The following is a 14,184-nucleotide window of genomic DNA, read 5'->3' on the forward strand; positions in this document are numbered from 1 at the left end:
CAGCCCGGTCCGCGTGAGTTCGGTCTCCGGACCGCGAGCAGGGGTGCGGAGGTGGGAGCATGGACGGTGCCATGACTGCCCTGCCCCTGGTCTTCGACGCCCCCCGCCGCGGCAAGCCGCCCCGCCACCTCGCCGACCTCACCCGTGAGGAGGCCCGCGCGGCGGTGGCCGAGCTCGGCCAGCCGGCGTTCCGCGCCGACCAGCTCGCCCGGCACTACTACCGCGGGACGACCGACCCGGCGCAGATGACCGACATCCCGGCCGCTGCCCGCGAGACCCTCCGCGAGGCGCTGCTGCCCGGGCTGCTCAGCCCCGTGCGGCACCAGACGGCCGACGACGGGCGCACCCGCAAGACCCTGTGGCGGCTGCACGACGGCGCGCTCGTGGAGAGCGTGCTCATGCGCTACCCCGACCGGGCCACCGTCTGCATCTCCAGCCAGGCCGGCTGCGGCATGGCCTGCCCCTTCTGCGCCACCGGCCAGGCCGGGCTGACCCGCAACCTGTCCGCCGCCGAGATCATCGGCCAGGCGGTGGCCGCCGCCGCGGCGATGGCGAACGGCGAGGTCGCCGGGGGACCGGGCCGGCTGTCCAACGTGGTCTTCATGGGCATGGGGGAGCCGTTGGCCAACTACGCCCGCGTCCGCAAGACCCTCGAGGCCCTGCTCGGCGCGGCTCCCTACGGGCTGGGGCTCTCGCAGCGGTCGGTCACCGTCTCCACGGTCGGCCTGGTGCCGGCCATCCGCCGGCTGACGGAGGAGGGCCGCAACGTCACCCTCGCCGTCAGCCTGCACGCGCCCGACGACGAGCTGCGCGACACCCTGGTGCCGATCAACACCCGCTGGAAGGTCGGCGAGGTGATCGAGGCCGCCGACGCGTACGCCCAGCGCACCGGGCGCCGCTACTCGGTCGAGTACGCGCTCATCCGCGACGTGAACGACCAGCCGTTCCGGGCCGACCTGCTCGGCAAGCTGCTGGCGGGAAAGCTCGCGCACGTCAACCTGATCCCGCTGAACCCGACGCCCGGCAGCCCCTGGGACGCCAGCCCGCTGCCGGCCCAGCGGGAGTTCGTCGCCCGCCTGCGGGCCGCCGGCGTCGCGACGACGGTCCGCGACACCCGCGGTCAGGACATCGACGGTGCCTGCGGGCAGCTCGCCGCCGCCGACCGGGTCGACGGCGTGCCCGCCGTGGCGCTGCCCACCCCGGCCGTCGAGGCGCCCGTCCCGCTCGGCGCGGAGGCCGACCAGGGGTGACCGGTGCGCCGCCCGACGCCGAGGCCCACGAGCACACCCATGCCGACGTCTCCGGCGGCTGGCTGCGGGCCGCCGTCTTCGGGGCGATGGACGGCCTGGTCACCAACACCGCGCTGGTCGCCGGGGTCGGTGGCGGTGGCGCCGCTCCGCGGGCCATCGTGCTCGCCGGGGTCGCCAGCCTCGTCGCCGGGGCGATCTCGATGGCGCTCGGCGAGTACACCTCCGTCAAGACCCAGAACGAGCAGCTGGACCTCGAGGTCGAGAAGGAGCGCCGGGAGCTCGCGCGCAACCCGGAGGGCGAGCTGGCGGAGCTGACCGAGATGCTGCGGGTCCGCGGTGTCGACGAGCGCCTGGCCCGCAAGGTGGCCGTGCAGCTCTCCCGCGACCCCGAGACCGCGCTGCGGCTGCACGTCGTCGCCGAGATCGGCCTGAGCCCGGAGGACAAGCCCTCACCGCGGCTGGCGGCGGTCTCGTCGTTCCTGACCTTCGGCACGGGGGCCGTGCTGCCCCTGCTGCCGTACTTCCTGGGCGTTCCCGTCCTGTGGGTCGCCCTGCTGTGCGGCGGGCTGGGCCTCCTGCTGGCCGGGGCGCTGTCCTCGCGCTTCACCCCCAGGCCGTGGTGGTACGCCGGCCTGCGCCAACTGCTGTTCGGCGCTGCCGCAGCCGGTGCGACCTACCTGATCGGCGCGGCGATCGGCGTCAGCGTCACCTGAGCGCGCCCTGACCGCGGACGGCTCCTGGGAGGTCCCGCGCGGGAGCCGTCCGCGGGACGGGGGAGGAACCCCTTACCGGTTGCGCCAGGAGTTCTTCCGACGGCGCCGGTCCATCAGCAGGATCAGCACGCCCAGCGCGGTGATGGCGATGACCCACACGTGCCCTGTGCTGATCAGCGGCTCGTTGCCGGCCAGCATGAGCAGGAGGAACCCGAACGCGATCACGGCCCCGATCCGGCCCCAGGCCCCGGTCTCGCCGTGCCAGCCCCAGTCCTCGGGCTGCTCGTGCTCGACGGGGTGCTCGCCGGCGCGGACGACTGCCTCTTCGCGGCCGGGCTGGCTGACCCGCTGGGTCGACGGGGAGTGCGGTGCGGTCACCCGGTCATTCTGACAGGACCAGGCGCCGGGCACGCTCCGAGGTGCCGGACCGGCGGGTCGTCAGCTGTCGCAGGAGAGCCCGGCCCCGGCGATCGCCGCGGCGGTCTCCGCCGTGGGGGAACGGGCGAGCGTCCGTCCCAGCGGGTCGCCGACCGGGAGGACCCGCACATCGGCGAGGTCCGCGAGGGCCAGGGAGACGAGCTCACCGACGGAGGTCTCCGGGTCGGTGGTGAGCGTCCCTGATCCCGTCCAGGCGATCGCCTGCGCCCGCCACGGCCGCGACGCCGCGTGCTCCAGCTCGCCGGCCAAGGCGGACAGGACCGTCCCGGCGGCGGTGGCGCGCCCGTCCGGGTCGATCGCGGCCGGGCGCCACGAGCCGTCCACGAGGTGCTCCGGGTGACGGGAGCGGACCAGCGCCAGGGCGGTCGGGCCGTCGACCCGCTGCGGGCCGGCCTCGTCGATCTGCAACCCGGCCGGGACGTCCCGCACCGGCGTCGGGATGTCGAGGCGGAGCCCGCCGGCGGCGTCGACGATCTCGGCGAATCCGGCCAGGTCGACGGTCAGCAGGTGGTCGGTCGGGATGCCCAGGCGGCACAGCGAGCTGACCAGGCCCTGCGGCCCGTCGAGCCAAGCCAGGGCGAGGCGGTCCGGGCCGTGGTCGGTGTGGACGACGACGTCCCGAGGTAGGGACAGTGCCGTGGCCCCGGAGTCGGTCTGGTGCACCACCACGACGACGTCGGCGCGGGCGCCCGGGACGGCGTCCGGGGTGCCGAAGTCGGCGACGTCCGCGCCGGCGGGCAGTCGGTCGCGGGAGTCCAGCCCGACGAGCACCCAGGTCCGGCCGTCTGCGTCCCCGGGGCCGTCCGCGAGGTCGACGTCGACCCGGTCGATCCTCGCGGTGACCGCCACGACGTCGACGACCAGGCCGAAGAGGAGGGCGGCGAGGCCGAGCAGGACGAGCAGCGGCCGCCGACGCCGGGTGGGCGGCCTGGAACGGGGGGGGGGGGGGGGGGGGGGGGGGGGGGGGGGGGGGGGGGGGGGGGGGGGGGGGGGGGGGGGGGGGGGGGGGGGGGGGGGCGCATCTTGGGGGCCGCCCGCCACCCCCCCCCCCGCGCGCCGCCCCCCGGGGGCCCCCCCCCCCCCCCCCCCCCCCCCCCCCCCCCCGCCCCCACCGGGCCGCCGCGGCGTGAAGCTGGTCACGAAGGCCGTCCGGCGGCGTCCTTCTTAGGTGGACCTTGCTTGCGAGGTCTCCGAAATAGGACACACTCGTGTTGTGGAAATTCTCGCGGCGAAGCTCCGGCCGTCGGCGCCCGCCGACGACGGGCGCACCCGCGATCGCGTGAGCGGGCTGCTGCTGGAGCACGGACCGCAGACGGCGACCGAGCTGGCGGGCCGCCTCGGCATCTCCCCGGCGGCCGTGCGCCGCCACCTCGACGCCCTGGTCGGCACCGGCCGGGTCGAGGAGCGGCAGGTGCGCGACGCCCACCGCGGCCGGGGGCGCCCCGCCCGGCGGTACCACCTCACCGACGCCGGCCGCTCGGCCTTCCCGCACGCCTACGACGACCTGGCCCTCACCGCGCTGCGGTACGTCGCGGCGGCCGGGGGTCCCGACGCCGTCCGCGCCGTCGCCGAGCAGCAGCTCGCCGGCCTGGAGGCGCGCGCCTCCAGCGCGGTCGAGGCGGCCACGACCGGCAGCTCCGGCGCCCCGGCCGACCGGGCCCAGGCGCTCGCCGCCGCCCTGACCGCCGAGGGCTACGCTGCCACCGCCTCGGCGCTGTCCGGCGGTGGGCAGCTCTGCCAGCACCACTGCCCGGTGGCGCACGTCGCGGCGGAGTTCCCGCAGCTCTGCGAGGCCGAGACCGCGGTGATCAGCCGGCTGGTCGGCACGCACGTCCAGCGGCTGGCCACGATCGCCCACGGCGACGGGGTGTGCACCACGCACATCCCGGGACCGGTCCGCCCCGGCAGTGGCCGGGACCGCACGCGCACGGGGAACAGATCGGCCCCCGGACGCCCTGTACCAGGTGAGCGTGCAGCGCCCGACCGCGCGCGCACCCGCACGACCCAGTCCACCAGCACCGCCCCCACGAACGACCGGGAGAGGACGCCCGCATGACCAGCACCCAGCAGCCGGCCACGGCCACGCAGCTGACGCAGGACGAGCAGATCGAGCAGCTCGGCCGCTACGAGTACGGCTGGGCCGACGCCGACGTCGCCGGTGCCTCCGCCCGACGCGGGCTCTCCGAGGAGGTCGTCCGCGACATCTCGGCCCGCAAGAGCGAGCCCGAGTGGATGCTCGAGCGCCGCCTCAAGGCCCTCAAGCTGTTCGACCGGAAGCCCATGCCCGACTGGGGCTCGGACCTCTCCGGGATCGACTTCCAGAACATCAAGTACTTCGTGCGCTCCACCGAGAAGCAGGCGACGTCCTGGGAGGAGCTGCCCGAGGACATCAAGAACACCTACGACAAGCTGGGCATCCCCGAGGCGGAGAAGCAGCGGCTGGTCGCGGGTGTCGCCGCGCAGTACGAGTCCGAGGTCGTCTACCACCAGATCCGCGAGGACCTGGAGGAGCAGGGCGTCCTGTTCCTGGACACCGACACGGCGCTGAAGGAGCACCCGGACCTGTTCCGCGAGTACTTCGGCTCGGTGATCCCGTCCGGTGACAACAAGTTCGCCGCGCTGAACACCGCCGTGTGGTCGGGTGGCTCCTTCATCTACGTGCCGCCGGGCGTGCACGTCGAGATCCCGCTGCAGGCCTACTTCCGGATCAACACCGAGAACATGGGCCAGTTCGAGCGGACGCTGATCATCGTCGACGAGGGCGCCTACGTGCACTACGTCGAGGGCTGCACCGCGCCGATCTACAAGAGCGACTCGCTGCACTCCGCGGTCGTCGAGATCATCGTCAAGAAGAACGCGCGCTGCCGGTACACGACCATCCAGAACTGGTCGAACAACGTCTACAACCTGGTCACCAAGCGGGCCGTGGCCCACGAGGGCGCGACCATGGAGTGGGTCGACGGCAACCTCGGCTCCAAGGTGACGATGAAGTACCCGGCCGTCTGGATGACCGGCGAGCACGCCAAGGGCGAGGTCCTCTCGATCGCCTTCGCGGGCGAGGGCCAGCACCAGGACGCCGGCGCCAAGATGGTGCACGCCGCGCCGCACACCTCCTCGACGATCGTGTCGAAGTCGGTGGCCCGTGGCGGCGGCCGCACCTCCTACCGCGGCCTGGTGCAGGTCGACGAGGGCGCCTACGGCTCGAAGTCCACGGTGAAGTGCGACGCCCTGCTGGTCGACACGATCAGCCGGTCGGACACCTACCCCTACGTCGACGTCCGCGAGGACGACGTCGCCATGGGCCACGAGGCGACGGTCTCGCGGGTCAGCGACGACCAGCTCTTCTACCTGATGAGCCGCGGTCTCTCCGAGGACGAGGCCATGGCGATGGTGGTGCGCGGGTTCGTCGAGCCGATCGCCCGCGAGCTGCCCATGGAGTACGCCCTCGAGCTCAACCGGCTCATCGAGCTGCAGATGGAAGGTGCCGTCGGCTGATGCCCGACCAGAACGCCCCCACCACCACCGGGCTGACCACCGAGTCGGCCACCCTCGCCGGCGAGCTGTTCGGCGACGGCGTCGGGACGCAGGCCGGTCCGCCGTCCGTCCCGGCCGCCGGTACGGGCACGGCCGGGCAGGCTCCGCCCGGTGCGCACTCGCACGGCGGGTCCGCGCCGACCGGCTCCCCGGCGGAGCGGTTCACCTCCACCGACCCGGACGCCTTCGGCGTGCCCACCGGGCGCGAGGAGACGTGGCGCTTCACGCCGATGAAGCGGATCCGCCCGCTGCTCGACGGCGCCCCCTCCGATGCGCACCTCACCTGGACCACCGACCTCCCCGAGGGTGTCGAGCTGACCAGCGTCGAGGCCGGCGACCCGCTGCTGAAGGGCCTGCCCGAGCCGGTCGACCGGCTGGCCGCGCTGGCCCGGCAGCGCAGCGGCGGTGCCGCCGTCGTCCGCGTGGCCAAGGAAGCCCAGCTCGACCGCCCGGTCACGCTGGGTCTCGCGGGCACCGGCTCCGAGGACGTCGTCTGGGGTCACCTGGTGATCGAGGTCGGCGCCTTCGCCCGGGCGACGGTCGTGCTCGACCACAGCGGCCTGGCCCGCTACGCCGGGGGCGTCTCCGTCCTCGTCGGCGACGGCGCGCAGGTGAAGCTGGTGTCGGTGCAGGACTGGGCGCCCGGGGCCGTGCACGGCGGGCAGTACGACGCCGTCGTCGGCCGGGACGCCACCTTCACCCAGGTGGTGGTGACCCTCGGCGGCGACCTCGTCCGCCTGGTCAGCAACGTGCAGTACGCCGGCCCCGGGGGAACCGCGGAGCTGTTCGGCGTCTACTTCTCCGACGAGACCCAGCACCAGGAGCACCGCCTGTGGGTCGACCACGCGGTGCCCAACTGCTCCAGCGACGTGCTCTACAAGGGCGCGCTGCAGGGTGAGGGCGCCCGCACGGTCTGGATCGGCGACGTCCGCATCCGGCCCGCGGCCACCGGCACCGAGACCTACGAGCTCAACCGCAACTTGGTGCTCACCGACGGCGCCCGCGCCGACTCGGTGCCGAACCTGGAGATCGAGACCGGCGAGATCGTCGGCGCCGGTCACGCGAGCGCCACCGGCCGGTTCGACGACGAGCAGCTGTTCTACCTCTGCTCGCGCGGCATCGACGCGGAGACCGCTCGCCGCCTGGTCGTCCGCGGCTTCTTCGCCGACGTCGTCCAGCGGATCGGCCTGGACTCGCTGCAGGACCGGCTCATGGCCTCGATCGACGAGCGCCTCGGCGCCCTGCCCGCCCTGGACGAGCAGCCGGTCGAGGTGGCCTGACCATGGCGTTCGAACGCGTCTGCGCGCTGTCCGACGTCCCCGAGAACGGCTCCCTGCGGGTCGAGCTCGCGGACGTGGACGTCGCCGTCGTCCGCTTCGAGGGTCAGCTGTACGCCCTCGAGGACCGGTGCTCGCACGCCGACGTCCCGCTGAGCGAGGGGGACGTCGAGCTGTTCGGCGGGGCCCCGACCATCGAGTGCTTCCTGCACGGCTCGTGCTTCGACCTGCGCACGGGCGAGCCCACCAACCTGCCGGCGACCGAGCCGGTCGACGTCTACCCGGTCCGCGTGGAAGGGGAGGCCGTCCTCGTCGACACCGAAGCCGACGGCCGCCTCCCGCTCGCGGCCGGCGAATGAGAGAGCGAGAAGAAGTGTCCGTTCTGGAGATCCGCGACCTGCACGTGTCGGTCGGCGAGGGTGACGACGCCAAGGAGATCCTCCGCGGCGTCGACCTGACCGTCCGGTCGGGCGAGACCCACGCGATCATGGGCCCCAACGGGTCGGGCAAGTCCACCCTGGCCTACTCGATCGCCGGCCACCCGAAGTACACGATCACCGGGGGCAGCGTCACGCTCGACGGCGAGGACGTCCTCGCGATGAGCGTCGACGAGCGGGCCCGCGCCGGCCTGTTCCTCGCCATGCAGTACCCGGTCGAGGTGCCCGGCGTCTCGGTGTCGAACTTCCTGCGCACCGCTGCCACCGCCATCAAGGGCGAGGCGCCGAAGCTGCGCACCTGGGTCAAGGACGTCAAGACCGAGATGTCCGGCCTGGAGATGGACCCGGCGTTCGCCGAGCGCAACGTCAACGAGGGCTTCTCCGGCGGTGAGAAGAAGCGCCACGAGATCCTGCAGATGCGGCTGCTCAAGCCCGCCATCGCCATCCTCGACGAGACCGACTCCGGCCTCGACGTCGACGCGCTGCGCGTCGTCTCCGAGGGCGTCAACCGCAGCCGGGAGGACAGTGACGTCGGCGTCCTGCTGATCACGCACTACACGCGCATCCTGAAGTACATCAAGCCCGACTTCGTGCACGTCTTCGTCGCCGGCAAGGTGGTCGACGAGGGTGGCCCGGAGCTCGCCGCCAAGCTCGAGGACGAGGGCTACGCCGCCTACGTCAAGGGCTCCCCGGAGGTCGCATCCGCATGACCCAGACCGCCTCGCGTCCCGGAGCCGGGGCGCAGCAGGTGCCCCTGCCCCTGGACGTCGAGGCGATCCGGGCGGACTTCCCGATCCTGCGCCGCACCGTGCGCGACGGGAAGCGGCTGGTCTACCTCGACTCCGGGGCCACCTCGCAGAAGCCGCGCCAGGTGCTCGACGCCGAGCGCTGGTTCTACGAGAACGTCAACGCCGCGCCGCACCGGGGGGCCCACCAGCTCGCCGAGGAGGCGACCGGTGCCTACGAGGAGGCCCGGGCGAAGATCGGTGCCTTCATCGGCGCCCCCGAGAACGAGGTCGTCTTCACCCGGAACACCACCGAGGCGATCAACCTCGTCGCCTACGCGCTCTCCAACGCCGCGACGGCGAAGGAGCCGGAGTTCCGGACCCACGCCGTCGGCCAGGGCGACGAGATCGTCGTCACCGAGATGGAGCACCACGCCAACCTGATCCCGTGGCAGCAGCTGTGCGAGCGCACCGGGGCGACCCTGCGCTGGCTCGGGCTGACCGACGACGGCCGGCTGGACCTCTCGGACCTGGCGACGGTGGTCAACGAGCGCACCAAGCTGGTCGCCGTCACCCAGCAGTCGAACATCCTGGGCACGATCAACCCGATCGACCAGATCGTGGCGCGGGCCCGCGAGGTCGGTGCCCTGGTGCTGGTGGACGGCGCGCAGTCGGTGCCGCACCAGCCGATCGACGTGACGGCGATGGGCGCGGACTTCCTGGTGTTCTCCGGGCACAAGATGCTCGGGCCCACCGGTGTCGGGGTGCTGTGGGGCCGCTACGAGGTGCTCGACGCACTGCCCCCGTTCCTCACCGGCGGGTCGATGATCGAGGTCGTGCGCATGGAGGGCTCCACGTTCATGCCGCCGCCGCAGCGATTCGAGGCCGGCGTCCCGATGACCGCGCAGGTGGTCGGGCTCGGGGCCGCCGTGGAGTACCTGAGCGCGCTCGGCATGGACAAGGTCGAGGCGCACGAGCGGGCGCTGACGGGTTACGCGCTGGAGAAGCTCGCCGAGATCCCCGGCGTCACGGTGATCGGCCCGCCCGACACCGTGGCCCGTGGAGGAGCGGTCTCCTTCACCGTCGAGGGGATCCACCCGCACGACGTCGGGCAGGTTCTCGACGACCTGGGCATCGCCGTCCGCGTGGGGCACCACTGCGCGTGGCCGGTCGTGCGGCGCTACGGCGTGCCGGCCACCACCCGGGCGACGTTCTACGTGCACACGGGGTACGACGACGTCGACGCGCTGGCCGACGGAATTCGCGCGGCCCAGAAGTTCTTCGGAACGGTGTGAGGTCGATCCGCTGATGCAGCTCGAGTCGATGTACCAGGAGATCATCCTGGACCACTACAAGAACCCGCACGGTCGCGGTCTGCGCGACCCGTTCGACGCCGAGGTCCACCACGTCAACCCGACGTGCGGTGACGAGGTGACCCTCCGGGTGAAGCTCGACGGGGACACCGTCGCCGACGTGTCCTACGAGGGCATGGGGTGCTCGATCAGCCAGGCGTCGGTCTCGGCGATGTACGACCTGGTGGTCGGCAAGCCGGTGACGCAGGCCTTGGAGACCGGCGAGCACTTCATGACCCTGATGCAGGCCAAGGGCGACCCCGCCGTCGCCGAGAAGCTCGAGGACGAGCTGGAGGACGCCGTCGCGTTCGCCGGCGTCTCCAAGTACCCGGCGCGCATCAAGTGCGCGCTGATGAGTTGGATGGCCCTCAAGGACGCGTCCGCCCGAGCCCTGTCCACGACCCAGGCCGGAGGCCAGTGATGAGCGAGACCACCGAGAACGCGACCCCCGTCACCGACGGCGCCCCCGGCGACCTGCCGGCCTACAAGTCGGCGCTGATCGAGGACGTCGAGGAGGCGATGCGCGACGTCGTCGACCCCGAGCTCGGGGTGAACGTCGTCGACCTGGGCCTGGTCTACGGCCTGGACGTCGACGAGAACAACGTCGCGATCATCGACATGACGCTGACCAGCGCGGCGTGCCCGCTGACCGACGTCATCGAGGACCAGGCCCGCCAGGCCCTCACCGGGGGCCCCGGCCCCGGCCTGGTCGACGACATCCGGATCAACTGGGTCTGGATGCCCCCGTGGGGCCCGGACAAGATCACCGATGACGGCCGCGAGCAGCTGCGCGCCCTGGGCTTCCGGGTCTGAGACCCGCAACTGTGCGCTGAACGGGGTCATGGCAGCTGCCATGACCCCGTTTCGCGCACAACGGCGGCCGTTCACCTCAGGTCGGCGAGGCGGGCGGCGAAGCCGGCCACCGGCACGCGCTCGCGGAGCACGCCCACGAGCAGCAGCACCGCACCCACGGCCAGCGCGGCGGCCACCGGCCAGGGCAGCGCGCGCACCGCGAGTCCCAGCGCCAGCACCACCGCCGACCCCGCCCCGACCAGGATCGGGGCGCGGACGCCGGCGCGGCTCCCCGCCACCATCGCCACCGCGGCGGCGGCCAGGACCAGCACGGCGCGCGGGGCGTCGGGGGAGAGGGCGGCGAGCGCGGTCGACGGCACGGCCGCGACCAGCAGGCCCGGGCCCCACGACGGCCACGACGGCTCGTGCACGAGCGCCCGCCCAGCCGCCAGCAGCAGGCCTCCGGCCGCGGGGAGCGTCCAGGCCTCCACCGTGCCGGTGCCGGCGAGCGCGGCCGCGATCCAGGAGGCCAGCACCACCTGCGCCGCGCCCACCCGCCAGGCGACCGTGGCATCGTCCTCGGTGCCCCGGGCCTCCGTGCGGCCGGTCCACCAGGCCCAGCCGAGCGATGCGGCGCCCTGCGCCGCCAGGTGGGCCAGCACCTGGGCACGGGCACCGTCGGCCACCGGGAGCAGCACGGCGAGCGCGGCGACGACCGCGGCGGCGACGACGGTGGCCCGCCGGGAGTCGCGGTCGAGCGCCGCGGCCGTGCCGAGTGAGACCACGTAGAGCGCGGTCAGCAGGACCGCGGCGCCGGCGGGGGAGGCCCAGCCGTCGGGGAGGCCCAGGAGCGCGGCCCCGGCCAGGCAGCCCACCGCCGTGGGTGCGGCCACGGGGCGGTCCTCGGGGCGCAGCGCGGCGACCCACACCGTCGGGGCAGCTGTCAGGAGCAGCAGGAGGGCCAGCGCCGACCAGTGCGTGCCCGCCACCAGGCGGAGGACCGACAGGGCGGCCAGCAGCACCCCGCCGGTCAGGGCCACGGGGAGCAGCAGGCCGCGCCGCCACCCGCTGAGCACGCCGGCCGCCACGGCGGCCACCAGCACCCCGGCGAAGCCGGCCACGGCGACGACGACCGGGCCCCCGGCGGAGGACGCCCCGGCGACCGCGGCTCCGGTGACGGCGCCGGAGACGACGGGCACCAGGCGCGGGGGGCCGAGCAGCACGTCCAGCGGCGCGCGCAACCGGGCCAGCAGCACCCCGCCGGCCGCGCCCGTGACCAGCGCGGCCGCCACCCACCGCTCACCGGCACCGGCCGTCCACGCCTCACCGAGACCCGCCAGCACGCCGGCGGCGAACCAGGGCGCGGTGGTCACCAGGACCAGCCGGGCCACGAGGGGGCGGGCGAACAGGGCGACCACCAGCCCGGCCAGGGCGACAGCGAGCAGGAACTCGGTCCGCACGGCGGCGGCGACCCCGTCCAGCAGGCGGAGGACGGCGAGCTGCAGCCCAGCCCACGCGGCGAGCGGCCATGCGGCGGTGGCGGGGCAGGTGCGGTGCAGCAGGACGAAGCCGCCGGCCAGCAGCAGGGGCAGCAGCGGGTCGCCGGTGCGCGGTGCGCCGACGTCGCCGGCCGCCAGCGCTAGGCCCGCGGAGCTGGCCGCGAAGGTCTCGGCAGAGCTGCGCAGGCGCGAGCGGTCCGCACGCACCGAGGCGGCCGCGGCGACGGCGGCGAGGGCGAGGAGCGCCCCCCGGACGAGCGGCCCGCCCTGGAGCGAGGCCAGCGCCGCGGCGCCGCTCACCACAAGCACGGCGCCCACGGCGAGCAGCACCTGCGGCGGGCGGGCCGCGTACGGGAACGGCGGCACGGGCGCCGGCGTCACCGGTCGGGTCGTCCGCGCCTCCGGGGTCACCGCCGCACCCTGCCCGCGGGGGTGCCGCCCGAATCACCGTGAATCCGCTCGGATGCTGGCCGTCGAGCGCCTACCCTGGGTTCAGTGATCACGACGACCGGCCTGGAGCTGCGCGCCGGCGCCCGCATCCTCATCAGCGAGGCCGACCTGCGGGTGCAGCCCGGTGACCGCATCGGGCTGGTCGGGCGCAACGGCGCCGGCAAGACCACGACGCTCACCACCCTGGCCGGCGAGCGCCTGCCGCACGCGGGGAAGGTCGAGGTCACCGGCGAGATCGGCTACCTGCCGCAGGACCCGCGCAGCGGCGACCTGGACATCACCGCCAGCGACCGCGTGCTCTCCGGCCGCGGGCTCGACGCCCTGAAGGCGCAGCTGGTCAAGGCGCAGGTGGCCATGGCCGAACCCGCGGACGACGACGAGCGTGACCGCGCCGTCCGACGCTACGGCCGCCTCGAGGACCAGTTCGCCGCGCTCGGCGGGTATGCCGCGGAGAGCGACGCCGCCCGCATCTGCACCAACCTCGGCCTGCCCGACCGCGTGCTGGCCCAGCCGCTGCGCACCCTCTCCGGCGGTCAGCGCCGCCGGGTGGAGCTCGCGCGCATCCTCTTCTCCGACGCCGAGACGCTGCTGCTCGACGAGCCGACCAACCACCTCGACGGCGACTCGATCACCTGGCTGAAGGGCTTCCTGGCCGGTCACAAGAGCGGGCTGATCGTCATCAGCCACGACGTCGAGCTGCTGGACGCCGTCGTCAACAAGGTGTGGCACCTGGACGCCAACCGGGCCACCGTCGACGTCTACAACCTCGGCTGGAAGCCCTACCTGGCCCAGCGGGAGACCGACGAACGGCGCCGCAAGCAGGAGCGCGCGAACACCGAGCGCAAGATCGACACCCTCACCGCCCAGGCGGACAAGATGCGCGCCAAGGCGACCAAGGCCAAGGCCGCCAAGAGCATGGACAAGCGCGCCGAGCGGCTGGCCGCCGGGCTGGCCGACGTGCGGGTCCACGACAAGGTCGCCAAGCTCCGGTTCCCGACGCCGGCCGCGTGCGGCAGGACGCCGCTCACCGCGGAGGGGTTGTCCAAGAGCTACGGCTCGCTGGAGATCTTCACCGACGTCGACCTCGCGGTGGACCGGGGTGCGCGCGTCGTCGTCCTGGGCCTGAACGGGGCGGGCAAGACGACCCTGCTGCGCATGCTCGCCGGCACCGAGACTCCGGACACCGGGGAGGTGAAGCCGGGACACGGGCTGCGCGTCGGGTACTACGCGCAGGAGCACGAGACGCTCGACATGGACCGCACGCTGCTGGAGAACATGCGCTCGTCGGCGCCTGACAGCACCGACACCGAGCTCCGCCGCATCCTCGGCGCCTTCCTCTTCTCGGGTGAGACGGTGGACCAGCGCACCGGCACGCTCTCCGGCGGCGAGCGCACCCGCCTGGCGATGGCGACGCTCGTCGTCTCCGGCGCCAACGTGCTGCTGCTCGACGAGCCGACGAACAACCTGGACCCGGCCAGCCGGGAGCAGGTGCTCGAGGCGCTGCGCACCTACGCCGGCGCCATCGTGCTGGTCACGCACGACGAGGGAGCCGTGCGGGCCCTCGACCCGGACAAGGTGATCCTGCTGCCCGACGGCACCGAGGACGCCTGGAGCGAGGACCTCGCCGACCTGGTCGAGCTGGCGTAGCACCTGGTCGGCCTACCGGCCCCGACCGCGGCTACGCCCGGTCGACGGCCGCGTCCCGGCGGAGCCGGGT

Annotated in this window: 14 protein-coding genes; 11 read left to right on the plus strand and 3 right to left on the minus strand. The window is 74.0% G+C overall.

Annotated elements, in window-relative coordinates; translation table 11 throughout:
* The first annotated feature begins 71 nt into the window (after positions 1–71).
* Entirely contained in the window at positions 72–1,250 is a 1,179-nt protein-coding gene (gene rlmN, locus ACI79W_RS05920; RefSeq protein WP_456561140.1) for a 23S rRNA (adenine(2503)-C(2))-methyltransferase RlmN, read from the plus strand.
* The gene (locus tag ACI79W_RS05925; RefSeq protein ID WP_456561141.1) at positions 1,247–1,963 is read left to right on the plus strand and encodes a VIT1/CCC1 transporter family protein; all 717 of its coding nucleotides are present in this window, start codon (positions 1,247–1,249) and stop codon (positions 1,961–1,963) included. The genes rlmN and ACI79W_RS05925 overlap by 4 nt, the downstream gene beginning before the upstream one ends.
* Before the next feature lie 72 nt (positions 1,964–2,035).
* On the opposite strand, the gene ACI79W_RS05930 is transcribed toward ACI79W_RS05925, so the two are convergent.
* The gene (locus ACI79W_RS05930; RefSeq protein ID WP_456561142.1) at positions 2,036–2,341 is read right to left on the minus strand and encodes a DUF2631 domain-containing protein; all 306 of its coding nucleotides are present in this window, start codon (positions 2,339–2,341) and stop codon (positions 2,036–2,038) included.
* Between the two features lie 60 nt (positions 2,342–2,401).
* Positions 2,402–3,250 (minus strand): LCP family protein, encoded by an 849-nt coding sequence (locus tag ACI79W_RS05935; protein ID WP_456561143.1) that lies wholly within the window; start codon positions 3,248–3,250, stop codon positions 2,402–2,404.
* A 364-nt stretch (positions 3,251–3,614) separates the two neighbouring features.
* Here ACI79W_RS05935 and ACI79W_RS05940 point away from each other — a divergent pair, with 364 nt between their 5' ends.
* From ACI79W_RS05940 to ACI79W_RS05975, 8 genes are read left to right on the plus strand one after another with little or no spacing between them, the layout of a single operon-like run.
* Entirely contained in the window at positions 3,615–4,457 is an 843-nt protein-coding gene (locus ACI79W_RS05940; protein ID WP_456561144.1) for a helix-turn-helix transcriptional regulator, read from the plus strand.
* On the plus strand, positions 4,454–5,896 hold the full coding sequence (gene sufB / locus ACI79W_RS05945) for a Fe-S cluster assembly protein SufB (RefSeq protein WP_456561145.1): 1,443 nt from the start codon (positions 4,454–4,456) through the stop codon (positions 5,894–5,896). The genes ACI79W_RS05940 and sufB overlap by 4 nt, the downstream gene beginning before the upstream one ends.
* Positions 5,896–7,215 carry a Fe-S cluster assembly protein SufD gene (gene sufD, locus ACI79W_RS05950; protein ID WP_456561146.1) on the plus strand — a complete coding sequence of 440 codons (1,320 nt, stop codon included), beginning with the start codon at positions 5,896–5,898 and terminating at the stop codon, positions 7,213–7,215. Before sufB ends, sufD begins: the two co-directional genes overlap by 1 nt.
* Before the next feature lie 2 nt (positions 7,216–7,217).
* Positions 7,218–7,571, plus strand: a complete 354-nt coding sequence (locus ACI79W_RS05955; protein ID WP_456561147.1) for a Rieske (2Fe-2S) protein — start codon at positions 7,218–7,220, stop codon at positions 7,569–7,571.
* A 14-nt stretch (positions 7,572–7,585) separates the two neighbouring features.
* Positions 7,586–8,359: a Fe-S cluster assembly ATPase SufC gene (gene sufC / locus ACI79W_RS05960; RefSeq protein WP_456561148.1), complete on the plus strand. Its 774-nt coding sequence runs from the start codon at positions 7,586–7,588 to the stop codon at positions 8,357–8,359.
* On the plus strand, positions 8,356–9,669 hold the full coding sequence (locus ACI79W_RS05965) for a cysteine desulfurase (protein ID WP_456561149.1): 1,314 nt from the start codon (positions 8,356–8,358) through the stop codon (positions 9,667–9,669). The genes sufC and ACI79W_RS05965 overlap by 4 nt, the downstream gene beginning before the upstream one ends.
* 13 nt (positions 9,670–9,682) lie before the next feature.
* Positions 9,683–10,147, plus strand: a complete 465-nt coding sequence (gene sufU, locus ACI79W_RS05970; protein WP_456561150.1) for a Fe-S cluster assembly sulfur transfer protein SufU — start codon at positions 9,683–9,685, stop codon at positions 10,145–10,147.
* The gene (locus ACI79W_RS05975; protein ID WP_456561151.1) at positions 10,147–10,539 is read left to right on the plus strand and encodes a metal-sulfur cluster assembly factor; all 393 of its coding nucleotides are present in this window, start codon (positions 10,147–10,149) and stop codon (positions 10,537–10,539) included. The genes sufU and ACI79W_RS05975 overlap by 1 nt, the downstream gene beginning before the upstream one ends.
* A 71-nt stretch (positions 10,540–10,610) precedes the next feature.
* On the opposite strand, the gene ACI79W_RS05980 is transcribed toward ACI79W_RS05975, so the two are convergent.
* On the minus strand, positions 10,611–12,428 hold the full coding sequence (locus ACI79W_RS05980; protein ID WP_456561152.1) for an SCO7613 C-terminal domain-containing membrane protein: 1,818 nt from the start codon (positions 12,426–12,428) through the stop codon (positions 10,611–10,613).
* An 84-nt stretch (positions 12,429–12,512) separates the two neighbouring features.
* Between ACI79W_RS05980 and abc-f the strand changes: the two genes are divergently transcribed.
* Positions 12,513–14,114 carry a ribosomal protection-like ABC-F family protein gene (gene abc-f, locus ACI79W_RS05985; protein ID WP_456561153.1) on the plus strand — a complete coding sequence of 534 codons (1,602 nt, stop codon included), beginning with the start codon at positions 12,513–12,515 and terminating at the stop codon, positions 14,112–14,114.
* Positions 14,115–14,184 lie beyond the last annotated feature (70 nt).

This window comes from Blastococcus sp. SYSU DS0533 (assembly GCF_054050775.1).

Bases quoted from the DNA above. Each gene is read 5' to 3' on its own strand.
- rlmN (WP_456561140.1), top strand. From the start codon at position 72: ATGACTGCCCTGCCCCTGGTCTTCGACGCCCCCCGCCGCGGCAAGCCG.
- sufB (WP_456561145.1), top strand. From the start codon at position 4,454: ATGACCAGCACCCAGCAGCCGGCCACGGCCACGCAGCTGACGCAGGAC.
- sufD (WP_456561146.1), top strand. From the start codon at position 5,896: ATGCCCGACCAGAACGCCCCCACCACCACCGGGCTGACCACCGAGTCG.
- ACI79W_RS05955 (WP_456561147.1), top strand. From the start codon at position 7,218: ATGGCGTTCGAACGCGTCTGCGCGCTGTCCGACGTCCCCGAGAACGGC.
- ACI79W_RS05965 (WP_456561149.1), top strand. From the start codon at position 8,356: ATGACCCAGACCGCCTCGCGTCCCGGAGCCGGGGCGCAGCAGGTGCCC.
- sufU (WP_456561150.1), top strand. From the start codon at position 9,683: ATGCAGCTCGAGTCGATGTACCAGGAGATCATCCTGGACCACTACAAG.
- ACI79W_RS05975 (WP_456561151.1), top strand. From the start codon at position 10,147: ATGAGCGAGACCACCGAGAACGCGACCCCCGTCACCGACGGCGCCCCC.